The 23,762-nt window shown below is 52.0% G+C and carries 23 protein-coding genes and 2 pseudogenes; 12 read left to right on the top strand and 13 right to left on the bottom strand.

Going from position 1 to position 23,762, the window contains the following annotated elements:
- Window positions 1-59: 59 nt before the first annotated feature.
- Together FQ179_RS00645 and FQ179_RS00640 are read left to right on the top strand one after the other, a co-directional pair.
- Window positions 60-767, top strand: a complete 708-nt coding sequence (locus FQ179_RS00645; protein ID WP_370459849.1) for a GntR family transcriptional regulator — start codon at window positions 60-62, stop codon at window positions 765-767.
- Between the two features lie 27 nt (window positions 768-794).
- A pseudogene (locus FQ179_RS00640) lies at window positions 795-1,178 on the top strand (transposase); the annotation flags it as partial.
- 9 nt (window positions 1,179-1,187) lie between these two features.
- Here FQ179_RS00640 and FQ179_RS00635 read toward each other — a convergent pair.
- A pseudogene (locus FQ179_RS00635) lies at window positions 1,188-1,547 on the bottom strand (transposase); the annotation flags it as partial.
- A 284-nt stretch (window positions 1,548-1,831) separates the two neighbouring features.
- A complete protein-coding gene (locus FQ179_RS22530) occupies window positions 1,832-1,966 on the bottom strand; it encodes a hypothetical protein (RefSeq protein ID WP_255474771.1) in 135 nt (44 codons plus the stop codon).
- 91 nt (window positions 1,967-2,057) lie between these two features.
- Between FQ179_RS22530 and FQ179_RS00630 the strand changes: the two genes are divergently transcribed.
- The 4 genes from FQ179_RS00630 to FQ179_RS00615 all read left to right on the top strand — a co-directional run bounded on the left by FQ179_RS00630 (window position 2,058) and on the right by FQ179_RS00615 (window position 5,845).
- Window positions 2,058-2,756 carry a glutathione binding-like protein gene (locus tag FQ179_RS00630; RefSeq protein WP_149395355.1) on the top strand — a complete coding sequence of 233 codons (699 nt, stop codon included), beginning with the start codon at window positions 2,058-2,060 and terminating at the stop codon, window positions 2,754-2,756.
- A gap of 35 nt (window positions 2,757-2,791) precedes the next feature.
- The gene (locus FQ179_RS00625) at window positions 2,792-3,994 is read left to right on the top strand and encodes a CaiB/BaiF CoA-transferase family protein (RefSeq protein WP_255474770.1); all 1,203 of its coding nucleotides are present in this window, start codon (window positions 2,792-2,794) and stop codon (window positions 3,992-3,994) included.
- 71 nt (window positions 3,995-4,065) lie between these two features.
- The gene (locus tag FQ179_RS00620; protein WP_149395353.1) at window positions 4,066-4,815 is read left to right on the top strand and encodes an enoyl-CoA hydratase/isomerase family protein; all 750 of its coding nucleotides are present in this window, start codon (window positions 4,066-4,068) and stop codon (window positions 4,813-4,815) included.
- Between the two features lie 46 nt (window positions 4,816-4,861).
- Window positions 4,862-5,845 carry a tripartite tricarboxylate transporter substrate binding protein gene (locus FQ179_RS00615; RefSeq protein WP_149395352.1) on the top strand — a complete coding sequence of 328 codons (984 nt, stop codon included), beginning with the start codon at window positions 4,862-4,864 and terminating at the stop codon, window positions 5,843-5,845.
- A 353-nt stretch (window positions 5,846-6,198) separates the two neighbouring features.
- Here FQ179_RS00615 and FQ179_RS00610 read toward each other — a convergent pair whose 3' ends face one another.
- Complete coding sequence (locus tag FQ179_RS00610; protein ID WP_255474769.1) at window positions 6,199-6,981, bottom strand: glutathione S-transferase family protein; 783 nt, start codon at window positions 6,979-6,981, stop codon at window positions 6,199-6,201.
- A 12-nt stretch (window positions 6,982-6,993) separates the two neighbouring features.
- Window positions 6,994-7,983, bottom strand: a complete 990-nt coding sequence (locus FQ179_RS00605) for a quinone oxidoreductase (protein WP_370459822.1) — start codon at window positions 7,981-7,983, stop codon at window positions 6,994-6,996.
- 131 nt (window positions 7,984-8,114) lie between these two features.
- Here FQ179_RS00605 and FQ179_RS00600 point away from each other — a divergent pair, with 131 nt between their 5' ends.
- The 4 genes from FQ179_RS00600 (at window position 8,115) to FQ179_RS00585 (ending at window position 10,605) form a co-directional block, all read left to right on the top strand.
- Window positions 8,115-8,759, top strand: coding sequence for a GntR family transcriptional regulator (locus tag FQ179_RS00600; RefSeq protein WP_255474768.1), 645 nt, complete (start codon window positions 8,115-8,117; stop codon window positions 8,757-8,759).
- 103 nt (window positions 8,760-8,862) lie between these two features.
- Window positions 8,863-9,789 (top strand): alpha/beta fold hydrolase, encoded by a 927-nt coding sequence (locus FQ179_RS00595; protein WP_149395350.1) that lies wholly within the window; start codon window positions 8,863-8,865, stop codon window positions 9,787-9,789.
- 268 nt (window positions 9,790-10,057) lie between these two features.
- Window positions 10,058-10,306 (top strand): type II toxin-antitoxin system CcdA family antitoxin, encoded by a 249-nt coding sequence (locus FQ179_RS00590; RefSeq protein WP_149395349.1) that lies wholly within the window; start codon window positions 10,058-10,060, stop codon window positions 10,304-10,306.
- On the top strand, window positions 10,306-10,605 hold the full coding sequence (locus tag FQ179_RS00585; protein ID WP_149395348.1) for a CcdB family protein: 300 nt from the start codon (window positions 10,306-10,308) through the stop codon (window positions 10,603-10,605). Before FQ179_RS00590 ends, FQ179_RS00585 begins: the two co-directional genes overlap by 1 nt.
- 428 nt (window positions 10,606-11,033) lie before the next feature.
- Here FQ179_RS00585 and FQ179_RS00580 read toward each other — a convergent pair whose 3' ends face one another.
- The 9 genes from FQ179_RS00580 to FQ179_RS00540 all read right to left on the bottom strand — a co-directional run bounded on the left by FQ179_RS00580 (window position 11,034) and on the right by FQ179_RS00540 (window position 20,358).
- Window positions 11,034-11,705, bottom strand: a complete 672-nt coding sequence (locus FQ179_RS00580) for a 3-oxoacid CoA-transferase subunit B (protein ID WP_304654074.1) — start codon at window positions 11,703-11,705, stop codon at window positions 11,034-11,036.
- Window positions 11,698-12,390 (bottom strand): 3-oxoacid CoA-transferase subunit A, encoded by a 693-nt coding sequence (locus FQ179_RS00575; RefSeq protein ID WP_149395347.1) that lies wholly within the window; start codon window positions 12,388-12,390, stop codon window positions 11,698-11,700. The genes FQ179_RS00580 and FQ179_RS00575 overlap by 8 nt, the downstream gene beginning before the upstream one ends.
- Window positions 12,391-12,411: 21 nt before the next feature.
- Complete coding sequence (locus FQ179_RS00570) at window positions 12,412-13,587, bottom strand: thiolase (RefSeq protein ID WP_149395346.1); 1,176 nt, start codon at window positions 13,585-13,587, stop codon at window positions 12,412-12,414.
- Window positions 13,584-13,982 carry a Zn-ribbon domain-containing OB-fold protein gene (locus FQ179_RS00565; protein WP_149395345.1) on the bottom strand — a complete coding sequence of 133 codons (399 nt, stop codon included), beginning with the start codon at window positions 13,980-13,982 and terminating at the stop codon, window positions 13,584-13,586. Before FQ179_RS00565 ends, FQ179_RS00570 begins: the two co-directional genes overlap by 4 nt.
- Before the next feature lie 56 nt (window positions 13,983-14,038).
- On the bottom strand, window positions 14,039-16,129 hold the full coding sequence (locus FQ179_RS00560; RefSeq protein WP_149395344.1) for a 3-hydroxyacyl-CoA dehydrogenase NAD-binding domain-containing protein: 2,091 nt from the start codon (window positions 16,127-16,129) through the stop codon (window positions 14,039-14,041).
- 2 nt (window positions 16,130-16,131) lie between these two features.
- On the bottom strand, window positions 16,132-16,347 hold the full coding sequence (locus FQ179_RS00555) for an acetyl-CoA carboxylase biotin carboxyl carrier protein subunit (protein WP_149395343.1): 216 nt from the start codon (window positions 16,345-16,347) through the stop codon (window positions 16,132-16,134).
- A 40-nt stretch (window positions 16,348-16,387) separates the two neighbouring features.
- On the bottom strand, window positions 16,388-17,746 hold the full coding sequence (locus FQ179_RS00550; RefSeq protein ID WP_149395342.1) for an acetyl/propionyl/methylcrotonyl-CoA carboxylase subunit alpha: 1,359 nt from the start codon (window positions 17,744-17,746) through the stop codon (window positions 16,388-16,390).
- 2 nt (window positions 17,747-17,748) lie between these two features.
- The gene (locus FQ179_RS00545; RefSeq protein WP_149395341.1) at window positions 17,749-19,296 is read right to left on the bottom strand and encodes an acyl-CoA carboxylase subunit beta; all 1,548 of its coding nucleotides are present in this window, start codon (window positions 19,294-19,296) and stop codon (window positions 17,749-17,751) included.
- A gap of 75 nt (window positions 19,297-19,371) precedes the next feature.
- Window positions 19,372-20,358, bottom strand: a complete 987-nt coding sequence (locus tag FQ179_RS00540; protein ID WP_149395340.1) for a tripartite tricarboxylate transporter substrate binding protein — start codon at window positions 20,356-20,358, stop codon at window positions 19,372-19,374.
- Window positions 20,359-20,999: 641 nt separating this feature from the next.
- Between FQ179_RS00540 and tcuA the strand changes: the two genes are divergently transcribed.
- Both tcuA and tcuB read left to right on the top strand, forming a co-directional pair.
- Complete coding sequence (gene tcuA / locus FQ179_RS00535; protein WP_149395339.1) at window positions 21,000-22,436, top strand: FAD-dependent tricarballylate dehydrogenase TcuA; 1,437 nt, start codon at window positions 21,000-21,002, stop codon at window positions 22,434-22,436.
- 64 nt (window positions 22,437-22,500) lie between these two features.
- Window positions 22,501-23,649 carry a tricarballylate utilization 4Fe-4S protein TcuB gene (gene tcuB / locus FQ179_RS00530; RefSeq protein ID WP_255474890.1) on the top strand — a complete coding sequence of 383 codons (1,149 nt, stop codon included), beginning with the start codon at window positions 22,501-22,503 and terminating at the stop codon, window positions 23,647-23,649.
- Window positions 23,650-23,762 lie beyond the last annotated feature (113 nt).

Raw genomic sequence — 23,762 nt, 5'->3', positions numbered from 1 at the left:
TCTAATTACCGCCTTAAGAACACATATTGTATGACAATTGAAAAAAAGCATCAACGAAAATTGTAAAACAAAGCGTATATTCAGATACCCTCACACGACTTTCCACTCTGATCATCGAAGGCGTTTACAAGCCCGGCGACCGCCTGATCGAACGCGAGTTGTGTGACCGTCTGCAAGTAAGTCGCACCTCTGTTCGCGAAGCTCTACGACGACTAGAAGCTGAGAGGCTGGTTCAAATCATCCCAAATAAGGGTCCAGTGGTACGGCGCCTAAGTACCAAGGAATTCCTAGACCTATGGGATATTCGCACCACCATTGAATGTCTGGCCGCCAGGCGTTTTGCGCTCCACGGTTCCGATGCGCAAATCTTGGCGCTGGAAAAATGCATTCACGCAATGGACCAAGCGCTGGTCAACGAAGACGAGCACCGCATTCGAGTGGCCAAAAATGATTTTTTCGAGTGTTTTATGATGGGTTCGGGCAATTTTGCGTTGCCCGATTTGTTAAGACAGCTAAATGCCCAGCTCAGCTTTATGTGGGCCTCATCATTACGGGTTCCTGGCCGACCTACGGCAAGTATCAAGGATCTTATGGCCTTATTGGAGACAATCAAGGCGCGCAATCCTGAAGCAGCCAACGCCGCAGTCATCCTATACAACGAGCGCGCAAAGATTATTGCGTTGGCCCGATTGGCCGAACTTGAGTCTGAGCCAGCAAAAACACCTACGCGCTCCAAAAGGCGGGTGCAGAGCTCTGCGGAAACATAACGGTTCATCACCACAGCTGCTATGGAGACTGGTTTACGTGTAGCGCGCGTGTTGGATCGCATCGCCTTACTCCGACCCTTACCTCGCCGGCTACGTGTTGATCACGATCCCGAATTTACGGGGTCGGCCATGGATGCCTTGGCTCATCAACGCGGCGTGAAGCTGGCATTTACACAACCGGGCAAGCCCACGCAAAATGCGTATATCGAGATCTTTAATGGGAAATTCCGCGACGAATGCCTCAACGACAATTGGTTCACGAGTTTGTGTGAAGCGCGTGTGCTGATTGAATCTTGGCATCAAGATTACAATCAGACTCGACCCCATAGCTCTCTGAATAATTTAACCCCGTGCGAGTTTGCTGCTCGTCACATCAACTTAGCCACAAACTCTACAACGACTTGTGCCTAAATCTTGGGGGCTCAGAATTGCCTGCTGGCTGGCGGTCTTCACGGGTACTGTGGGCATCTCGGGGCGCGTGGCCGCCTCGCAAATCGCCTCAGCGTCGGCCGCATCGTTCTTATTGCGCTTAACAAAGGGTTTGACATACTGCGGTGCAATGAGCATTACCGTGTGACCCTGAGTGTTAAGATTTCGTGCCCAGTAGTGGGCACTAGAGCACGCCTCCATCGCAACCTTGCACGGCTCAAGCCTGGCAAAGAATGCCAGCATCTGAGCGCGTTTCAATTGCCGACGCAGCACCATCTTCCCGCGCGCGTCAGCACCATGGATTTGAAACACGTTTTTGGCTAAATCGATCCCAATCGTAGTAATTTTCATGACGGTCGCTCCTTGCGTTCAAGTGGAGGTTCATCGTCACTTTCGCACATCTATGCCGTTTCGGGCAGGGGTGACCATCCCATTAGGTCAATCTGGCTGTCTGTGAATCGTGATGTCTTCATTGCGAATTTCCTTGCTATGGAAATTCTACCTTCGATCACTGCGAATTTGCGGGGGGATTACCTATCCACCTGTGCTTTGCATGCGCATAAGTTGTGTAGCTGATCTTTTCAAATTTGAATAAGCCATCAGACTTGCGAGCTAGCACCTCGTTTCGTTCTGCATCAGTTCGGCTCATCTTCATCATCGACCGCCACTGTTTCGCATATACCCGCCATAAGAAAGTGGCCAAAGACATCCCAGGATGACAACCACGCCTCAGCAGAAATCGCCCATGGATTGGTGTAGACCAAAAACATTTTAAATCCGTTTTGATATTTCTATTTTATTCTGTGATATATTTGAACAACGAACAGAAATTTATCAATCCTTGTTTAAAAAACGTATTCAATGATCGATCTCTACTACTGGACTACGCCTAACGGGCACAAGATCACCATTCTTCTCGAAGAGATCGGGATGAACTACCAAATTTGTCCAATACATATAGGCAAAGGTGAACAGTTCGCCCCAAACTTTCTCACCATTTCACCGAACAATCGTATTCCTGCCATCGTGGACCACGAACCAGCCTCAGGAGATGCTCCGTTTTCTTTGTTTGAGTCTGGAGCGATTCTCACCTATCTGGCAGAAAAAGCCGACGCCTTTCTACCGACTGATTTACAAGCCCGCCACACCGTCATGCAATGGCTATTCTGGCAGGTTGGCGGGCTCGGCCCAATGGCCGGCCAAAATCATCATTTCGGCGTTTATGCACCAGAACAGATTCCCTATGCAATCAATCGCTACGTTACAGAAACCGAGCGTCTGTACCGCGTACTAGATCATCAATTGTCAAATCGCCCTTATGTAGCAGGGGAATATTCCATTGCCGACATGGCGATCTACCCCTGGGTATACCTTCACGAGCGTCAGCGTCAGGACTTGGCCAATTTCCCTAACGTGCGTAGGTGGTTCGAATTGCTGGGCACACGAAAGGCGATAAAGCGTGCATATGCTCTGAGTCTCGAGATAAACCCCTCTAGCGCTGCTGCACATACCCGTCGACAAACTTTAACGTCAACAAAGCCGGCATCTCTCCAAGGTTGACAACATTATCTTGTTAAATTTTTAGGATAGAAATTGTGAATAACCCCCAGCCAACAAATTTACCGTTAGATGGCTATTCTGTCCTCGACTTCACAGTGGCTCGAGCCGGCCCGTCAGCAGTACGCCTACTCTCAGATTGGGGGGCCAACGTCATTCGTATCGAAGCTCCGCCCAAACACGATCCGGGGTCTGTCACTGGGAGACGTCGTGCGCCGGATGAACAAAATCTGCATCGCAACAAAGTTAGTCTTTGCCTTAACCTTAAGTCAGACCAAGGGCGCCTAGTACTACGCCGCCTGATTCTCAAGACTGACATTGTGGTGGAGAACTTTCGCGCCTCCGTCAAGGAGAGGCTCGGCCTTACCTATGAGCAACTGAAAGCGGTTAAGCCTGACATCATTCTGGCGAGCATTTCGGGCTTTGGGCAAACAGGTCCATACAGTGCTCGACCGGGCGTGGATCAGATCATGCAAGGTATGTCAGGCCTAATGTCCGTCACGGGACAGCCTGGTGGGCCACCGACGCGCGTTGGCATCGCTATTTCTGATACCACGTCTGGGCTCTTCCTTGGCCAAGGGATATTGCTAGCACTTTTGCATCGAGCAAAGACTGGCCAAGGACAATGGGTCCACACGTCGTTGCTCGAGGCCATGCTAAACAAACTTGATTTCCAGGCGGCCCGTTATACCGTCAACGGTGAAGTCGCAGAAAAAGCTGGGAATTTCCATCCCACCTTAGCGCCGATGGGCACCTTCGATGCGAGCAATGGCTTTATTAACATTGCTGCCAGTACCGACCGGATGTGGGCCAATTTTTGCCAGGCTCTTGGCGCCGAATCACTGAAGAACAATCCAGATTATGCCAACCGCGCTTCAAGGTTTCGCAACCGCCATCAGCTAAACGCAGAAATCAATGCCCTGACAGCTACGTTCTTAATGGATGAATTGGTGACTCGATTAAATGACGTAGGCGTGCCTTGCGGTCCGATCAATACGATAGGAGAAGCATTCGAAGACCCCCAGACCAAGTATCTGCGAATGACTCGGCCAGCACATCACCGCGAGCTTGGGGAACTGCCACTTCTTCGGTCACCAATCAATCTGTCAGCATCTCCACACCCTGAGCGCTTCCACCATGCCGCACCGGATCCAGGCGAGCAAACGGACCAAGTATTAACAGAGCTTGGATATGGCAACGACGAAATCCAGCAGATGCGAAATGGAGGCATTGTCGCTTGACCTTCCAAGAGCAACGAGAACGCACGTTGCCGCTGATTCAACCTCATCCATCCCCAGCAAAAGGAACAGTTATGGGTACACCTCTACTAGAAATTGAGAATGCAATTGCCACCATTACGTTACGACGTCCAGAAAAGGCCAATCGCCTTACCCCAGAGGATCTTATCGCTCTCGCTGATCACATCAATACGGTAAACCAAGACGCATCCGTACTGGTATTACAGTTAAAGGCAAACGGTAAGACATTTTGCGCCGGATACGACATAGCACAGTTGGGGGAGGCTAAGACAGTCGGGTTTGATCAGGTTGCTGATGCCCTTGAGACTGCTCGCCCCGTAACCATGGCGTTAATACAAGGCGGTGTCTATGGTGGGGCTACCGACCTCGCATTAGCGTGTGACTTTCGCATCGGGGCCTCGCACATAGAAATGTTCATGCCTGCGGCAAGATTAGGTTTGCATTATTACCCATCAGGTATGCAGCGTTATGTCTCCCGTCTGGGCGTCAATGCGGCTAAACGCCTATTCCTAACTGCCGAACGTTTGGATGCAAAAGAAATGAAAGCAATCGGCTTTCTTACTCATTTGGTAGAACCCGAAGAATTACCCGACACCGCTGTGGAATTGACAACCAGATTAGTCGGGATGGCACCGATGGCACTTCTCGGCATGAAGCAATACTTGAACCTAATAGCCCAAGGGCGCCCAACGGAACTCGATGCGGTTCATGCCACCATCAAAAAGATCTCGCTTTCATCCGATCTTATAGAGGGTCGAAGTGCGTGGCTAGAGAAACGCAAGCCACTTTTCACTGGCAAGTAAATAAAAACACTTTGCCTAACTGGTCAAATAACAGAGGAGACACCCAATGAAAATCCAAAAGACCTTAACATTATGTTTTAGCGCAATACTACTGACGTCAGCGGCGGTTTCAGCAGCACCAACACAAAAAGATGACTATCCAAATAGGCCTATCCGGCTACTGGTGGGCTACAGCCCATCAGGTGCGGCTGACCTGATCGCACGTGTATTTGGAGAGGCACTAAGCCGCAATTTAAAACAGACAGTAATTGTAGAAAACCGACCTGGAGCAGGTAGCACGTTAGCCTCGCGCGCCTTGGCACGCTCAGATGCCGATGGCTATACGCTGGGATTGGCGACCGCCACGCTATTCGGGATTGATCAATATTTGTATAAAGTGGACTATACGCCCGCCGACTTTACGCCACTAATGCGCCTTACCGTTTCACCATTAATTCTGGCAGTTAATAATGACATTAATGTTTCCACCGTTCCTGAATTAATGGAAAAGGCCAAGAAGAACCCCGGTACGTTGAACTTCTCTTCGTCCGGTATAGGCGGCTCACCACATGTTGCTGGGTCTATGTTTGAGAAATCGGTCGGTGTCCCGATGACACACGTTCCTTATAAAGGCGGAGCACCAGCCCTACAAGCTGTAGCTGCCGGAACCGTCCAGTTTTCATTTGGAACGGCGTCCTCTGTGCTACCCCTGGTCCACAGTGGCAAGATACGTGCGTTGGGTGTTTCTAGCTCCGAAGTTTCAGCAGTCGCTCCAGACTTGAAGCCATTGGCAAACTTGGGACTGCCAGGATTCGATTATACGTTCTGGTTTGGGCTCTTTGGGCCCGCTGATTTACCAGAAAGTGTCCAAACTAAACTACTTGATGCCACGCACAAAACACTAAATGACCCAAAGGTTAAAGCTTCACTTCTGGCAAGTGGTAACGAAGTTTCCCCGTTTGCCACGCAGGCAGAGTTTAAAGACTGGGCCGAGGAATACGGTGAGTTTGTTCTAGAGCGAGTAAAAGAGGCTGGCATTAAAGTGCAATAATCGATTTCATCTACTGGATTGAGTTGAGGTTGGTTTTTCACTCAATCCAGTAGACAGCAACTTTCTAAGAAATAATAAACATCCGCAGGCCATTCATGGATTTCATCGATGAAACCATGACACTCTAAAACCAAAACTTGCCGGCAAGCGAAGTGGCTAGACCCTGCTGGGTGGCCATCGACAACGCATGCCCATTTAGAGTTCAATTAACACGTCAGATATTGAGAGCCCCAAAACTGTCGGCCGCCTGCTTCAAACTCCCACACAGTTCAAAGACGTTCGGTACAGGCAACGCATACTCGCGATAATACGCACAATTATTAAATGCTCACGAGGATGCATTCAACCCCTAGCTATAAAGCCTCGACCTCTGCATCTGTTGCAGTAAATGCGCAAATACGTGCCTCGGAAAATGAAGGACGCTGACGCACACGATTCCACCACGACTCTACAAAAGGAAAGTTGGCAATAGCCGACGGATTTAACTCGTTAATACGCATCACAAATGGGATCGCCGCAAGATCTGCAATTGATAGTCTTTCACCCACAATCCATGAGTGATCGTTTGCCAGCATAGCCTGCATTTTCTCTAGTAATTTGAGCAACCCCGTCATAGCATCCGCCTTCTCTTCGTCTGAATACGGCTTGCGCGCAACACGCGTCCATGCTTCCTTCCTGGATGCGGATGGCACACGCGCGATTCGCTCAGCAAGCTCACGGTCACTCCATTGGGTCGCTGCAGCCTGCATCGCTTGGCTCCAATTGAATACGATCAACCGCGGCAAGCAGTAGTCATCCACCCATCGAACGAAGTTGCGCATCACCAGCCGGTCGTAAGCGTCGCGAGGCCGAATAGAGGGTTCTGGAAATAACTCATCGAGATACTCTGCAATCGCCGAGCTTTCATAAAGCACTCGATCACCGTGTAGCAACGCTGGAACAACCCCGTTTGGATTGATAGATAGATACTCAGGGCTATGTTGCTCGCCCTTGAGCATATTAACCAGCCGACTCTCATAGCTTAAACCCTTTTCAGCGAGGCAAAGCCGCACGCGCCTGGATGCGCTGGAGCGCCAACCATGGTAAAGAATAAATGGCTGCCCGACGTATGATTTGTTCATCACTTCTGAAGACATACCTTCTCTCTATTAGGGTAATAATATTGCGGAGCCCGTTGTTGCTCTGCTCTCCAATGCAAGATGAGCAGCACGAACATCAGACAAGGCATAGCGATGGCTAACATGAACAGATACCACGCCATCACGAACCGCTTGGGAAAATTTCGCTGCAGACTTACGCAAAGCCTGAGGTGTTGAAATAAACGTCTTTAGCGTAGGTCTACAAACGGAAAGCGATTTGGCATGCAGTAACTGCAAGTCGAAAGCTTGCACGTCTCCCGAGGCTGTGCCAAAGTTAATTGCCATGCCCCCAGGTTCTAGACAGTCTAGCGATTGCAGAAATACATCACGGCCTACTGCGTCGTAAACAACTGCCACACCTTGCTTGCCAGTAATACTAGCTACCTCGCTCACAAAGTCCTGAGTCCGGTAATTGATCACATGATGACAGCCATGCTCTAAGGCTACCTCACGCTTGCTGTCAGAGCCGACAGTCCCAATGACGTTAGCGCCAAGAGCGCGGGCCCAAGAGCAAAGCAGCTGGCCCATACCTCCGGCAGCAGCATGCACTAATATTGAATCCCCCCGTTTCACCACAAACAGGCGATGCAACAAGTACTCTGCGGTCATACCACGGAGCAAGCTGGCCGCCCCCGTTTCCAGAGACAGCCCGTCGGGCAAGGGGACGACCCGTTCAGCAGGCAGAACTTTGGCGGCGGCATAAGCTCCGGGATGTACATACACCACTGGATCTCCCACCTTTATGTCATATACGTTTTCCCCAATCGACTCTACAACACCTGCTCCTTGCGAGCCGAGCACGATCGGAAAACTTTTCGTTTCATGAGGACCTGCGGCTCCTTCTCGTTGATAAATATCTGCATAATTGAGGCCAACGGCCTGCTGTTGAACCCGAACCTCGCCCGGGCCGGGATCAGGAACGTTGATCGAATCGTACTCAAGTACCTCTACGCCGCCGTGACGACGTATAAGAACAGCAGGAACGTGCATAATGGCCATAGTATCTTCCCAATTTCGAGGCCATTGTGTATGAGTCACAAAGCCTCGTGATATATTTGATTTATTTTTTGATATATTAGACTATGGATTCTAGTTTGTCACGCGGACCACTTAGGTCCCAGCCCGCAAGTATGCAGGAACGTATTCGTGTCATTGTGGAGGACGAAATACTAAGTGGAATCAGACAGCCTGGCAGTTTGATTGACGAAAAGGCGCTCGCTGCGGACTTCAACACATCACGAACACCTGTACGTGAGGCCATGCTTGTACTTGCTACTGAAGGTCTGGTTCATATTGCACCGCGCTCGGGAACCTTCGTACGGCGTGCTAGCGCAAGCGAATTAATTGCTAATCTAGAGGCGTTATGCGAGCTTGAATCAGCAGTTGCCCGACTGGCCGCAAAAAGGGCAACCCCTGTGCAACGTCTAGAATTAGAGCAGGCTGTTGCACGAACCACAGCATGTGCTGAAGCTTCAGATCGAAATGGCTATCAAGCGGCCAATACTGTGCTCCATGAAGCGATCTATAAGGCCGCGGGAAACCCCGTCCTTGTCCGTCATGTACGGAGCGTACGCAAAGCGCTGGCCGCATATCGGCAGCGCGGCTTTGACGAGCCTGGGCGGCTGGCCACTTCCGCGATTGAGCACCAACAAGTCGTGGCAGCCATTTGCGCGGGCAGCCCAACAGAGGCTGAGCAAGCGATGCGCTTACATATTAATGTTGGAAGCGAGGCTATGGCGGCACTTGTGCGCGCCGCAGACTCGCTCAATGAATAGGCTATACGGTGAAATATTCCCTCACTATCGACGGCCACCACTTCGGCGTTCATGGCTGTCTGTACAAGTCTGGCCAATTCGGAAGAGAGCTTACAATTTACTCATGAGCATGCAACCCCCGCGCTACGTCCCGCAAAGAACCTGTACCGTCGAGCAGATCATCATCCGGGGTACCGTGCCCTATCGTATACGCCGATGGGCTCCTGAAAGCGGTTCTTCGCTGAATGCGCCCCCGCTCCTCCTTGCTCATGGCTGGATGGATGTTGGCGCCTCTTTTCAACGTTGCGTCGACTATCTTTCCGCTGGTCGCGAAGTTATCGCACTGGACTGGCGGGGTTTCGGCGGAAGCAGAAATCCCCAGCCCGTCGACAGCTACTGGTTCTATGACTACTACGGCGATCTGGATGCCGTAGTCGACTACATATCACCGACACATCCCATTGATTTGCTTGGTCATAGCATGGGCGGCAACATTACGATGACCTACGCAGGCACATGCCCCGCGCGAATTCGCCGGTTAATCAATGTCGAGGGTTTTGGGCTTGCTAAGTCCGATCCGTCCAAGGCACCGACCCGGCTGGCTCAATGGCTGTCAGAGCTAAAATCACCCACGTCATTGCGATCTTTCGCAAGTGAGCAAGATGTCGTTGATCATTTAAAACGCAGAAGCCCGCGGCTGGAGCAAGAGTTTGGAAGCTGGCTCGCGCGTCAATGGACAGAGCCTGGGCAGGACGGCCGCTGGCACATCTCGGCCGATGCCGCGCACAAACGCGTCAATCCCATTCTGTATCGGAGCGATGAAGCAGTTGCCACTTGGGCAGAGATTCAGGCGCCCGTCCTTTGGGTAGAAGGTGAACAGACTGCCCAGGAACGCCGCAGCAGTGGCGCATACCCTCGTTCCGAATTTGAAGACCGCTTAAGCAAGGTGCAGTCCGTTGAACGCACGATTATCAATCAAGCGGGTCATATGATTCATCTTGATCAGCCCGAAGCATTGGCTGTGGCTATAGAGAGCTTCCTTTCCAGATAAAGCCTGCATTCTCATATCAAGCGTGCGCTTTACCGGCTTCGCTTTGAGCGCAAAAATAATGTCAGTGTTTTGGGAAGGTGGCGTCGAGTCACGCGCTTCCGGCGCCATTCGGCTCGACGTAACTCCTTGCTCTCTCGCTCTAACACATTGATGCGCTCACGCTCCTCGGTGGTAGCAGCAAGATGTGTGCGTTTATTTGCCTGCAAATAATGTTGTGAAAAATGCGCATGTATGACACCATTAAATATGTTTTAAAAGGAGTCAACTCATGCCCGCGTTACGTGGACCCAGCAGTACGCTCAAGCGAGCAACTAATGTGTCTCTGACAGAACATCTGCTCTCCGAAGCCAAATTACTGCACATTAATATTTCACATGCCGCTGAAGCTGGACTCGCACAAGCTATTGCACACAAGCGCGCAGAACTCTGGTTGAAGGAAAATAAAGAGGCAATTGATAGCTCTAACGCTTTCGTCGATAAGCACGGGCTGCCACTGGCAAAGTACAGGATGTTCTGATGGCTCGGTTCAGCGTCTATCCTAATCCGTCAGGACCCGGGTATCTTATTAATGTCCAAGCCGACCTTATGCGCCCGTTCAATACGCGAATGGTGGTTCCATTGCTGCCCCTCTCCGAGGCGCCAAAGCCCGCAAAAACACTTAACCCCTTGTTTAACATAGAGGGTGTTCAGTACTCAATGGTGACCCAGTACATGGCTGCGGTTCCCGTCAAAGACCTGAAAGTAGCGGCATTCAGCGTTCAAAATCGCCACGATGATATCGTGGCCGCAATAGACTTCTTGTTTCACGGGTTCTAACGGAAAGCCTCCCGTAAATTAACAAGGTCCAAAGTCGGAAATCACAAATTCAATGTCTTTAATACTAAGCGGTTCAAATGCCGCACGTACCAGATCGGGATGAAATCCTACTGCTTGCCCTTTCGCGTTACGGAAGCCACAGGACGAACGGTTAAACGCGACGAGCATCCCGAGGCTTCTGCAGAGACTTTCACCCTGAAGTGCCGTTGCAACCATGACTGCAAAAGATGCTGAACGAGATGACCTGAAAAATGGTTGAAGAAGCCTGTACCACCTACCGATACCTCTCTTGGGATCTGGCGTGATATTGGGAGCGTAGGCCTTGAACATGGGGGCTTCGATCAGCACCCTTTACCTTCAGCCAATATGAACTTAACGCTTGATAAACCCGGAGCGTCCATTTAGGCGAGAATCATCCCTAAAAGCGGTTACGATGCACACGGTAACACTCTCCAATTGGGACAGAGTTCCAAGTGACAACCCGTCATTGCCTGAAGCTGCTCAAAACCCATTCCTTCAATCATTGCAGTAACGAGCAAGCCGCCTTTCCGCACGTCGATAATGGCCCGATCAGTGTAAATTCGGCTGACTACGGCGGAACCTGTCAGCGGATAACTGCATTCCTGAACTATTTTGGGCTCCTCGTTTTTTGTTACATGCTCCATAATCACGAATAGCTGCTTTGCGCCCGCAACCAAGTCCATGGCACCCCCAACGGCGGGAATAGTACCCGCAAGGCCCGTATCCCAATTGGCAATGTCGCCACGTTCTGAAACCTGAAATGCCCCCAAAACGGCCAGATCCAGGTGGCCGCCACGCATCATCGCAAACGACACAACATGATCTGTAATCGAAGAACCCCGCAGTAATGTTACCGGCTCTTTACTCGCATTGATTAGATCTAAGTCTAGTGGCACTTCAGCGTCGCCCGGACCCATGCCTACGATACCATTTTCCGTATGCAGAATGACATCCTTGTCAGAGGGCAAGTAGCGTGAAATCAATGTCGGCATTCCGATACCCAAGTTGACGTAAAACCCGTCAGGTATATCCTTGGCAAGTAGTTCCGCCATTTGATGTCGGGTTAATTTCTTAGCCATTATTCTGCTTTCCTGTCTGAACCACGCCCTGAACGAATATGCCAGGCGTTGCGACGTGCTCCGGAGCAATATCGCCAAGCTCTACGATCAGATCAACCTGGGCAATCGTTGTCGTCGCTGCCATGGCCATCACTGGCCCAAAGTTCCTACCTGCGTATCGATATGTCAGGTTTCCCCATCGGTCACCGAACTGAGCCTTAACAAATGCGAAATCCCCCTTAAGGGGATTCTCAAGGACATAGCCCACGCCGTCGATGACACGCGTTTCTTTACCAGCAGCCAAAGCAGTCCCGTAAGATGTTGGCGTGAAGAACGGCCCTAGACCAGAACCGGCAGCGCGCATACGCTCTGCCATTGTTCCTTGCGGCACGCATTCAAGCTCAATCTTGCCATCATGATAAAGCTCGGCGAAAGCCACCGCATTAGGCTGAGCCTTATTTGAAGAGCGTGCGAACGAACAAACCATCTTGCGAACCCTTCCGGCAGCCAGCAGTTGGCTCAGGCCCACCGGGCCGTTACCGGCATTGTTGTTTACCACCACGAGCTCTCTTGCACCCTGGTCCAGCAAAGCACAGATTAATTCAGTAGGAACGCCTGACGCGCCAAACCCACCGATCAACAGTGTTGCACCATCATGCACATCGGCAACCGCCGCCTCCAAGCTTGGAACGATTTTATCAAGCATGACAGCTTCCTTGCTGATGACTCATAAAGTAGCCTCGGTACCGAGAATTGCTGTGGATTGGCTAGATAAGGTTCCACCATTCCCATGGACTAACGCCAGCTCTGCCCCATCTACCTGGCGCAAATCACAATCTCCACGAAGCTGGCGGACCGCCTCGATCAACAGAAATATGCCGTACATGCCGGGGTGCAAGCATGACAAGCCACCTCCATTCGTATTAACCGGTAAGCGTCCCCCCGGTGCAATCGCACCATTCTCAACGAAAGCACCACCTTCACCTTTTTTGCAGAAGCCTAAATCCTCAAGGAACAGCAGTGTGTTTATCGTAAATGCGTCATAAAGCTGAACAACATCAATGTCGGCAAGATTAACGCCCGCCATGGCTAATGCACGTTGCCCTGACTCTACCGCAGCAGTGGTTGTAAGATCAGCCATGGAAGAAATTTGCCTGTTCCACACCGCAGTCGCTGAGCCCAACACGTAAACAGGCTTGCGCTTGAGCGTTCTCGCTCTATCGGACCTGACGAGAACGTAGGCACCAGCACCATCAGTAACCAAGCAACAATCACGCGTGGAAAGTGGGTCAGACACCATCCGCGCATTTATGACGTCCTCAATCGAAAGAGGCTCGCGCATGATTGCCTCGGGGTTAAGCTGCGCCCACTGTCGGGCTGCCACCGCGATCTCTGCCAGTTGGGACCGTGTCGTTCCATACTCGTGCATATGCCGCGCCGCTGCAAGTGCATAAGAAGTGATAGGAGCAATGGGGGAGTACGGCTGTTCAAAAGGCTGAGGGTCCAATAGCATACGAGCTTTTACGCCTTCCTTGCGCCCAAACGTCGCACTGCGCTGCGTGCTGCCATAACAAACCAAAACAGCGTTGCATTGACCGGATTCTAGTGCCAAAATTGACGGAAGCAAGTGCGCCAAGAAACTAGAGCCACCCAACATCGTGCTTTCAATGAAACGAGGTCGCAGTCCTAAATATTCCGTTACAGGCATCGCCCACATCGTCGCGGACGAGCTACACGTGGCAAGCCCATCGATGTCCTGCATCGTAAGTCCTGCGTCGGCCACCGCCCTTACTGCCGCCTGAGCAAGAATCTCAGTCTCGGTATAGCCTGAAGCATCGCCCAGGCCAGCCACGCCCACCCCCGCAATCGCGACACTGCCGCGAAAAACCCCCAAAGATTTCATTGCTCAACTCCGGGCAGAAAAACCAACAATCCCTTTTCATGTTCCACTTGCACATGCGCTGACACTTTCATGCCGATCCGAAGATCCTCATTCGAAACGCCGTCAACGCGGCTCATTAATCTGACTCCCTCATCAAGATCGACAAGAACAACGTTGTAGTCTCCGCCCGCCTCCGCCTTACGACGAACCACGCTAAATGAGTAGACAGTCCCCTTCCCGCTAGGCTGGACCCAGTCCAGGTCCACAGATCCGCAATATTGGCAAAGCGTGCGTGGGAAAAATTGATGGCAGGAACAAGCTCGGCATTCCTGAATTTCGAATACCCCTTGATTCAAGCGTTGAAAATACCGCGCCTGCGGGCCTAACGATTCCAGCTCACTACTTAACTTATCCATTTTTATCCTTGTGCTATTGGGACTAGACACCGTAGTGCACAGTGATAGCCGACGCGCTACAGATCAGAAAATTTTCCGCCGTTTTGGGCCAGCTCTTGAAGCAACGGAGCAGGTGTCCATAACTCACCGTGCACTTTATGAAACTGCTCAATCGTGGCCAGCACCTCTGCAAGGCCAACGGTATCGGCATAGAACATAGGCCCACCACGAAAAACAGGAAAGCCATAACCCGACACATAAATCACATCTATGTCAGAGGACCTCTGAGCAATGCCTTCCTGAAGTATCCGTGCGCCTTCATTCACCAACGCATAGATCGTCCGTTGCACGATTTCTATATCAGTCAACACTCGCCGCTCAATTCCAGACTCGCGGGCACATGACTCAATAATCTCGTCGACGGCGGGATCCGAGATAGGATTTCGGCTACCCGCCTCATACCGGTAAAAGCCGGCGAGCGTCTTTTGGCCAAACCGATCCATTTCACAAATCCGATCCGCTACGTGGCTATAGCGAATGTGAGCAGGACGCGTCGGTGCCAGACGTTTTCGTGCTGCCCAACTGATATCCAGGCCAGCCATATCGCCCATCTGCAAAGGTCCCATGGCCATACCAAACTGACGCAACGCACCATCAACCTGCGCGGGCGATGCGCCCTCTTCAAGCAAAAAATGTGCTTCACGCGTGTAAGGGCTTACCATTCTGTTTCCGACGAACCCGTCGCAAATCCCCACCAACACAGGTATTTTTTCGATCCGCTTGGCCAGTTTGAAAAGCGCTGCCACCACTGAGTCAGCTGTGTGTCGACCGTGAACAACTTCCAGCAATCGCATCACATTTGCGGGGCTGAAGAAATGAGTACCAATAACCTGGGAGGGACGCGAGGTCGTTTCAGCAAGCTCATTGATATCAAGACGAGAGGTGTTCGATGCAAGAATCGCCTGAGGCTTGCAAATGGAGTCCAGACGCGCAAAGATTTCTTTCTTTACGTCCATGTCCTCAAAGGCTGCCTCAATGACCAAGTCAACGTTAGCAAGATCAGCATCACGCAACGAGGGCTGAATCAACGCCAAGCGACGATCCATATCCACGTCAGTCAGCTTTCGTCTTTTAACGCTGGCTGCGTAGTTGGATCGTATCGTTTGCATACCCCGATCAAGTGCCGCCTTGTCCCGCTCAAGCATAATGACCGGAATTCCATAGTTCGCCAAGCTCATTGCTATTCCGCCGCCCATCGTGCCCGCACCGACAACGCCTACGGATTCAATCTCAGGCGAACTAGCAGTGATTTTCGGCAACTTCGTCGCAGCACGTTCGGCAAAGAAAATATGCCGCTGCGCTTTGGACTGATCTCCGTCGACCAACAGACGAAATCGTTCCCGCTCAAACTCCAAGCCTTCGTCAAGATCACATACTAAAGACTTCTCTATACATGCAATCGCTTCTAGTGGCGCGATACAACCGCGAAAGCGTTTAGATGCTTGTTTGCGAGCCGCCTCGAAAACATCTGGAGCCACGACTTCCGAGACAGCTCCGCGACTTAACGCAGGAGCGCCCTGAAAGTTGGCTACTGCTTCTAAACCAAGAAGGCCTGCTTCAGTGAGCAAGTCAGCCTCTACCACTTTATCTACCAGGCCCCACTTCAATGCCTGCTCCGTATCGATCATTTCGCCGCTAGCGATCATCTCAAGCGCCGGCTCGACGCCCACGAGTCTGGGCAGGCGCTGAGTACCTCCTGCTCCAGGTAGAACGCCAAGCTTTACCTCAGGCAAACCCATACTAATTCCGCTCAGCGCGATCCGAAAATGGCAACCTAGCGTCAGCTCCAACCCACCTCCCAGCGCGGAACCGTTTAACGCCGCAACAGTCGGCTTTGGTGAGTTTTCAAGCTGACTAATGATATCGGCCAAAACAGGCTTCTGTTTGGCAAAAGGCGTATTGAATTCGCGTATGTCCGCTCCGGCGGAGAAGAATTTCCCTGAGCCCGTCAAGATAATTGCTTGTATGTCCGGATTATTAATAGCTCGATCTAGCGCCTCGGTCAAAGCAATCCGAACTGCGCTGCCGATACTATTGACCGGCGGATTCTGTAACTGAAGTACGACTACTGTGCCTTGCGGAAAGACAATAGAGTGCTGTTCAATCATAGTCAGTCGTCCAACTCAATAATAGGCTGGCCCTCTTCCACCTGTTCATCCACGGTAATGGCAATATTCGAGACAGTACCTTCAAAGTCGGAGCTGACCGGAATCTCCATTTTCATAGACTCAATCTTGGCAACGTCATCACCCACTGCCACCTTATCTCCAACCTTCACCAGTATGGCCAACACGCGACCACTTACGGTAGCCTCTATCTTTTCCATTTATGCTCCCCTTATCTAATCTCTGTATATTGTTTTCGCCTTAGGCGAGTATTCGGTGAACTATTTCGGTAGACACTACCCCGCGCCTGAAATCTGCATCTTTGAGTACACGTTGTATAAACGGAATGTTCGTTTTCACGCCCAATATCGAAAACGCGTCTAACGCTGTCGACAATTTATCGATGGCTGCTATGCGGTCTGGCGCCTTGGCGATGACCTTAGCGACCAAAGGGTCGTAGTAGCTCGAGATTCGGGCTCCTTCTTCATAACCAGTTTCGATTCGAATCCCTTGCATGACAGGCGGTCGAAATTCTTTCAAAATGCCCGGCGATGGAATAAAACGCAGCGGATCCTCGGCGTAGACTCGTGCCTCTATAGCATGTCCCTCCAAAGTAATTCTGTTTGGCAATACCTCCGCGATAGACTCACCTGCGGCCAGGCGAATCTGTGATGTCACCATGTCGATACCAGTGACCTCCTCTGTCACTGCATGCTCGACCTGCAGACGGGTATTCATTTCCAGAAAGGAGAACCCCCGCTCAGGGGTGTAAAGCATTTCCACCGTGCCGATCACATCATAGGCAAGAGCGGCAAGTATCTCTTCGAGCTGCTTCCCCATTTTAGAAACTACGGCACGGTCCAACAGCGGCGCGGGAGCTTCTTCAAGTACCTTTTGATGGCGCCTCTGAGTAGAGCAATCACGTTCAAATATGCACCGCACCCCACCATACTTGTCAGCGAGAAATTGGAACTCTATGTGACGGGGAGCTCGCAGCAACTGTTCCAAGTACAAATCCGTTCGGCCGAAGCTGCGTTCGGCAATAGCTCTCGCGCGCTCCCATTCTGTATCGATCTGACCCGTGTTGTACAGAGGGAGCATTCCTATACCGCCACCGCCAGCTGCTGGTTTGATCAGCAATGGAAACCCCAATGCTTCCGCGACGGCTCGTACTTCGTGGATATCGCCTGAAAGCACGTCGCTACTTTCTACCATCGGCATGCCGGCTTTTCGCATTGCATCACGGGCCTTGGTCTTGTGCCCAAGCATCCTTATCAGTCGCGGGGCTGGCCCAATGAAGCAGATACCGGCATCTTGCACCGCCTGTGCAAAATCGCCGTTCTCCGACAGAAAACCATAACCTGGATGCAGCGCGTCAACTTTATATCTGCGGGCCACGTCGAGGATAATCTCCGAGTTCAGATAGCTCGTCACGGGCGCTGCTGGCCCAATACATTCGGAGAAGTCCGCCTCTTGCAAATAAGATAGGTCTTTATCTGCCTCGGAATAAATGACAACTGACTCCAACCCCAGCGCGCGCGAAGCGCGTATGATTCTGCGAGCGATTGCCCCACGATTTGCCACCAACACGCGGCTAATTTTCTTTACCGATAGCCTCATAATCAAGGCCTGTATCCGAAAGTACGCGCCCCAGCTTTACGCAGCGGAATGACCACGTCAATAAACTCTTCGAGCAAATCTCGTGTGTTGCTTGGATCGATAATGTCTTCCACCACAAACGCTTCAGCACTACGGTAAGGTGAGGTAAGCGACCGTACGCGTTCCTCTATTTCCCGGCGTTTCGCATCGGGATCTTCGGCACTTTCAATTTCACGCTTGTAGGCAACTTCGAGTCCGCCCTCTATCGGCAACGAACCCCACTGTGCCGAAGGCCACGCGTATCGGAAATTGAATCTCGCGTCGCTTTGGTGGCCACCAGCGGCCACCCCAAATGCTTTCCGAACAATGAAGGTGCACCACGGTACCGTCGACTGCGCTACCGCCGTCAAGGCACGGACGCCATAGCGCATAGCTCCTTCTTTTTCAGCACTGAGGCCGATCTGGAACCCTGGAACGTCAACAAGATTCACCACAGGCAAGTGAAATACTTCAGCGAGGTCCAGCATCCGGATAAATTTTTCGGATGCCTGTTTATCCCACGCACCACCATAGTGATACGGGTCACTGGCGAATACAGCGATAGGCCAACCTTTAATTCTGGCCAACCCCACTATCAGTGACCTACCCCACTTGTTGCCGATTTCCATGAACGAACCGTGATCCACAACCGATTCGACAATTGGCCTCATCTTGTAGACCTGGCGAGACTCGGTAGGGATGGCAGTCCGCAACCAACTCTGGTCGCTCGCGGCAGGAGCGACTTGCTCGGAACGCGGGGGCAGTTCATGGACGGAACGCGGCAAGTAAGATAGAAATTTGCGCGCTTTCGCGAATGCTTGTGCCTCGCTCGCCACCTCGTCATCAACTACCCCATTGCGGGCGTGTATGCTACTACCACCCAATTCATTCTTATCGAGGACCTGGCCAATCCGAGCGACAACAGGCGGGCCCGCAATAAATAGCTGAGAGGTGTTCTTGACCATAATCGAATAATGGCTGGTCGCAACACGTGCCGCACCCAATCCGGCCACAGAACCCAACGCCATCGACACGACGGGCACTGTTGCCAGGTTCTCTGCCATTGCTGGCCACATTCGCAGCTTCGGCAGCAAGGTGTAGCCCTGGTTCTCTATATTCTTGACTGAGCCACCGCCGCCGGTCCCGTCCACCATTCGAATCAGTGGTAGCTGCAAATCTCTAGCCATACGCTCAGAAGCCATCAGCTTGTCCCCAACCGCTCCATCGTTGGCCCCACCTCTAACGGTAAAATCGTCAGCGGCCAGGACGACGGGTCGACCGTCAATACGTGCACGGCCCGTAAGGAAGTTTGAGGGCGTGAAATCCGTTAACACACCGTGCTCGTCATACACACTGCTACCGCTTAGCGCTCCCACCTCCTGGAAGGATCCCGCATCGACCAATTGCTCAATGCGTTCACGCACTGGCAACCTGCCCTTCTCTCGATGCCGGGCAAGCTTCTCGTCTCCTCCCATTTTGTAGGCCATTTGCTTACGACGCTCAAGCTCGTCTAGCTCTTTTTGCCAAGACATTCGATACTCCTCAACACACTCTTCACGTCGGCGAGGCCTTGCCATTTCTACGGCAGGGCCTTCGCAGAACAACTTTTATTTTTCAATTTTGATATTGGCACGCTTTATCAGCTCACCGTTTTGCGTCAATTCCGTTTCAATCTTCTTGTAGAACTCCTGTGGGCTCTGCGTCAAAATGTTCCCCTGTGCCATCAGCTTCTTTTGAATCTCAGGATCACGAGCCACCTCGGCGATTTCCTTATTTAGGCGCTCTACTATTTTTTTAGGTGTGCCGTGAGGCGCAAAAGTCCCTACCCAAAATGAAATATCAAAGTCGGGATAACCTTGTTCAGCAACAGTTGGGACGTCGGGCAGATCACGCCACCGCTCCTTGGTGGACGTTGCCAGCGGCTTGAGTGCTCCTGAATTCATCAACGGAACGCCAGACAGGGTGTCAAATCCGAAATCAATGTCTCCCGCCAAAAGTGCGGCTTCCATGGGTGCTGCACCGCGGTAGGGCACATGGACCATATCAGTGCTTGACATAGCAGCAAGCTGCGCCCCTGCAAGATGCATCAGGTTGCCATTACCCGCAGAACCATAGGTTAGTTTTCCGGGTTCTTTACGGGCGATATCAATCAGATCTTTTACACTAGAAACTGATTTGAGCCGGGAATTGTTTGGATTCATTGCAAGCACGAACGGGACCGAAATGACGGTGGTGATAGGCTCAAAATCCTTCAGGGGATGATATTGCAAATCGGCATACAGCAATGGATTGACGGTGATTGAGCTAGAGTTACTGACTAGTAACGTATACCCGTCAGGTTTTGCCTGTGCAACACTGCGAGCTGCAATCATTCCGTTTGCACCCGTCTTGTTATCCACGAGAAACGTGGTTCCCATGCGCTTGGTGAGCCCCTCACCAATGATCCGTGCGACGGTATCAATTGTGCTCCCGGGACTAAACCCAACAATCAGTCTAACTGGTTGGTTTGGGTAGTCTGCCGCAGTCGCCAGCATGGGCGCGAAGCCTATTGCCGCGAAAGCGGCGCCGGCTACAATTTTTTGCAACGATTTCATTGTCCACTCCTGAATTTTTTATATTGGCTTAGCACTTCACATATCGTTCTATTAGATAGAACGTATATTCTATTTTATGGAATAGGCAGTAGGCTGTCAATACGTATTGATCGGCTGGTGGCGTTCAATTGAATCTCCGGATCAAGAGTGCATCGGCGTAACCGCTCTGTCGAACTACACAACAACAAGACTCACACCGACCTGTTCAATCCGGTGGGAAAAATCTGCGCCTGCTGTGAGATGCATGGCATCATGCGGGACAGTGTGTCTGCGAGGACGCGCTGCTAAGCACCATCGATGCGACGATCTTTTGAGGCTATCCAAGAACAGAGAAGAGCGACTGTCACTCAAATCGCGCGCAGTGCTCTTCGAGACGCACTTGCCCGTCGGGGCAAAACGGGACAGTGAAACAACACTGGAGAACAACCACGACTTGTGCGAGAGCATCCAGTTTCTTGAATATGAAGCGCATGCAATTGCCGACCAGATACCCCAGATCACAACAGGGGCACCATAGCAAGGGTATAGCGCTCGCATTTTTATTCATTTTGAATGTATACTTTTGTATTCATTTTAGAACATGCCCTCGATTCTCGGTCTTGGTCATAACAGTCTCACGTCCGTTTTACTCAGGAGGCAGGGTGAAAAACTCGCCAGACTATGATGTTTTAGTGATTGGCGGCGGCAATGCCGCCCTGTGTGCTGCACTAACCGCCCGCGAAGCAGGCGCCTCTGTTCTCATGCTGGAATCCGCCCCTAAAGAATGGCGCGGCGGCAATTCCATTCACACCCGCAATCTGCGCTGCATGCACGACGAGCCTCAAGACGTGCTGGTGGAGGCGTATCCAGAAGAAGAATATTGGCAAGACCTTCTCAAAGTAACTGGCGGCCTTACCAACGAACACCTTGCACGGCTGGTGATACGCAGCACCGCCACTTGCCGCGACTGGATGCGCATACACGGCGTCAATTTCCAGAACCCGCTGTCGGGTGCCTTGCACGTTGCCCGAACCAACGCCTTTTTCATGGGTGGTGGCAAGGCGCTGGTCAACGCGTATTTCCGCAGCGCGCAGAATCTGGGTGTGGACGTGCGGTACAACGCCCCCGTAGACGCCATTGAACTTGACAACGGACGCTTCGTTGCGGCGCGCATTGGCTCAGAGCGCATCACCGCGCGCTCCTGTGTGCTGGCCGCAGGCGGTTTCGAATCTAATCGAGAATGGCTGCGCGAAGCCTGGGGCCAGAACGAGCGAGGCGAGTGGCCAGCAGACAACTTCCTGATTCGGGGCACACGCTTTAACCAAGGCGTGCTGCTGCGCTATATGCTGGACGCCGGCGCAGATGCCATCGGCGATCCATCCCAATCTCACTGCGTCGCCATCGACGCACGAGCCCCCTTATACGATGGGGGCATCTGTACGCGCATAGACTGCGTCTCCCTGGGCGTGGTGGTCAATCTCAACGCCGAACGGTTCTACGACGAGGGTGAAGACTTTTGGCCCAAGCGCTACGCCATCTGGGGCCGGCTGGTGGCGCACCAACCCAGCCAGATCGCCTACTCCATCATTGACAGCCAGGCCGTTGGCAGCTTCATGCCTCCGGTCTTTCCTGGCACGCGCGCCGACTCACTATCAGAACTGGCACAGAAGCTAGGGCTGGACCAAAATCGTTTTGTACAAACGGTGGAGTCGTATAACGCCGCTTGTCATGTTGGCACGTTCGACCACACGATTTTGGATGACTGCCACACTGAAGGTCTGACGATACAGAAAACACATTGGGCGCGCCCTATAGACACCGGGCCTTTCTTTGCTTACCCCTTACGCCCTGGAATCACCTTCACGTATTTGGGGCTTAAGGTCAACGACGATGCTGCGGTGCACTTTAACGGTGAGCCCAGTGACAACCTGTTCGTAGCCGGAGAAATGATGGCGGGCAACGTACTAGGCAAGGGCTATACCGCCGGGGTTGGCATGTCCATCGGCACCGCCTTCGGTCGTATCGCCGGCGACCGTGCCGCAGCAGCCGCCCTCAATAAAGCAAATAATCCTGCAGGAGCACAGCGTGACGTCGCTTGATCAATTGACTCGGGAAGCCCAGTCACTGGCGGTTACGTCAGACTCCAACTCTTCCCCCTCCCCCATCGTTCACGATGCCGCCTGTAATGGCACGGCTACAACTTTAGGGCTCTTGACAGCCAACGAGGCTGAGGTGGATCGTATTTTGCAGATCTGCAATGCCTGCCGCTATTGCGAAGGCTTCTGCGCAGTCTTTCCGGCCATGACGCGCCGACTGGAGTTCGGCAAGGCCGATATCAACTATCTGTCCAACCTGTGCCACAACTGCGGTGACTGCCTGCATGCGTGCCAGTATGCGCCTCCCCACGAGTTTGCCGTTAACGTGCCGCAAGCTATGGCCAAGGTGCGGGCGCAAACCTATACAGACTACGCGTGGCCACCGGCTTTGGGGGTGCTGTACAAAAGAAATGGCCTAACTGTGTCGCTTGCGACCGCAGCCGGTTTGATCTTGTTTTTGGTGCTCGCCCTGGTACTAGCAGGCAGTCTCATACACGAACCACTCGCCGGCAACTTTTACGCCATATTCCCACACAATATGATGGCGCTCATGTTTGGCGCAGTGTTTGGTTTTGCCATCTTCGCACTTGCCATGGGTGTCAGAAAATTCTGGCGCGAAGTGGAGCCGGGACGGGCAAGTGGAACCGCCATTGCGGAAACTACCAGCGACGTCTTGCGCTTGCGTTATCTGGACGGAGGCCATGGCAAGGGTTGCAACAATGAAGACGATGCGTTCACCCTATGGCGTAAGCGCTTTCATCATTTCACGTTCTATGGCTTTATGCTCTGCTTTGCTGCCACCAGTGTGGCAACGCTATACCACTATCTGCTGGATTCCCATGCGCCCTATCCTTTCTTCAGCATCCCGGTCATTCTGGGCACCTTGGGCGGAATTGGTCTGTTGATCGGTCCTGCTGGCCTGCTATGGCTGAACATCAAACGGCATCCTTTGCATGGCGATACAGAACAAAAGCCCATGGACCGCGGCTTTATCGTATTACTGTTCATGATCAGCCTGACTGGCCTGATGCTGCTCGGATGGCGCGATACCCGCTATATGGGTCTGCTGCTGGCCATACACCTGGGGTTTGTTATGGCCTTGTTTCTCACCATGCCTTATGGCAAGTTTGCCCATGGCATATTCCGCAGTGCAGCCCTGCTAAAGTGGGCAATTGAAAAACGGCAACCCTTAAATCTGAAATCAAGTTCAAACTAAGCCTAAAGGAGCACCCACGTGGTGTTCCTTTTTTCCGCGATATCCAGACTGCAAAACCCGACATCCTAGTGTCATCCCCATATTGACACGTTCAATAACATCTCACTAGAATG

This window comes from Pusillimonas sp. ANT_WB101 (assembly GCF_008369125.1).
Classification (GTDB): Bacteria; Pseudomonadota; Gammaproteobacteria; order Burkholderiales; family Burkholderiaceae_B; genus Allopusillimonas.
The sequence above is the reverse complement of the archived record's forward strand: the minus strand, read 5'-3'. Positions and strand labels throughout refer to the sequence as shown.

What these genes read in the sequence shown, in the direction of transcription:
- FQ179_RS00560 (WP_149395344.1), bottom strand. Translation starts at nt 16,129, where the DNA reads ATGATTGAACAGCACTCTATTGTCTTTCCGCAAGGCACAGTAGTCGTA.
- FQ179_RS22530 (WP_255474771.1), bottom strand. Translation starts at nt 1,966, where the DNA reads ATGTTTTTGGTCTACACCAATCCATGGGCGATTTCTGCTGAGGCGTGG.
- FQ179_RS00630 (WP_149395355.1), top strand. Translation starts at nt 2,058, where the DNA reads ATGATCGATCTCTACTACTGGACTACGCCTAACGGGCACAAGATCACC.
- FQ179_RS00540 (WP_149395340.1), bottom strand. Translation starts at nt 20,358, where the DNA reads ATGAAATCGTTGCAAAAAATTGTAGCCGGCGCCGCTTTCGCGGCAATA.
- FQ179_RS00615 (WP_149395352.1), top strand. Translation starts at nt 4,862, where the DNA reads ATGAAAATCCAAAAGACCTTAACATTATGTTTTAGCGCAATACTACTG.
- FQ179_RS00605 (WP_370459822.1), bottom strand. Translation starts at nt 7,983, where the DNA reads ATGGCCATTATGCACGTTCCTGCTGTTCTTATACGTCGTCACGGCGGC.
- FQ179_RS00595 (WP_149395350.1), top strand. Translation starts at nt 8,863, where the DNA reads ATGAGCATGCAACCCCCGCGCTACGTCCCGCAAAGAACCTGTACCGTC.
- FQ179_RS00565 (WP_149395345.1), bottom strand. Translation starts at nt 13,982, where the DNA reads ATGGATAAGTTAAGTAGTGAGCTGGAATCGTTAGGCCCGCAGGCGCGG.
- FQ179_RS00545 (WP_149395341.1), bottom strand. Translation starts at nt 19,296, where the DNA reads ATGTCTTGGCAAAAAGAGCTAGACGAGCTTGAGCGTCGTAAGCAAATG.
- FQ179_RS00570 (WP_149395346.1), bottom strand. Translation starts at nt 13,587, where the DNA reads ATGAAATCTTTGGGGGTTTTTCGCGGCAGTGTCGCGATTGCGGGGGTG.
- FQ179_RS00580 (WP_304654074.1), bottom strand. Translation starts at nt 11,705, where the DNA reads ATGGCTAAGAAATTAACCCGACATCAAATGGCGGAACTACTTGCCAAG.
- FQ179_RS00600 (WP_255474768.1), top strand. Translation starts at nt 8,115, where the DNA reads ATGCAGGAACGTATTCGTGTCATTGTGGAGGACGAAATACTAAGTGGA.
- FQ179_RS00575 (WP_149395347.1), bottom strand. Translation starts at nt 12,390, where the DNA reads ATGCTTGATAAAATCGTTCCAAGCTTGGAGGCGGCGGTTGCCGATGTG.
- FQ179_RS00555 (WP_149395343.1), bottom strand. Translation starts at nt 16,347, where the DNA reads ATGGAAAAGATAGAGGCTACCGTAAGTGGTCGCGTGTTGGCCATACTG.
- FQ179_RS00620 (WP_149395353.1), top strand. Translation starts at nt 4,066, where the DNA reads ATGGGTACACCTCTACTAGAAATTGAGAATGCAATTGCCACCATTACG.
- FQ179_RS00610 (WP_255474769.1), bottom strand. Translation starts at nt 6,981, where the DNA reads ATGTCTTCAGAAGTGATGAACAAATCATACGTCGGGCAGCCATTTATT.
- FQ179_RS00550 (WP_149395342.1), bottom strand. Translation starts at nt 17,746, where the DNA reads ATGAGGCTATCGGTAAAGAAAATTAGCCGCGTGTTGGTGGCAAATCGT.
- FQ179_RS00590 (WP_149395349.1), top strand. Translation starts at nt 10,058, where the DNA reads ATGCCCGCGTTACGTGGACCCAGCAGTACGCTCAAGCGAGCAACTAAT.
- FQ179_RS00585 (WP_149395348.1), top strand. Translation starts at nt 10,306, where the DNA reads ATGGCTCGGTTCAGCGTCTATCCTAATCCGTCAGGACCCGGGTATCTT.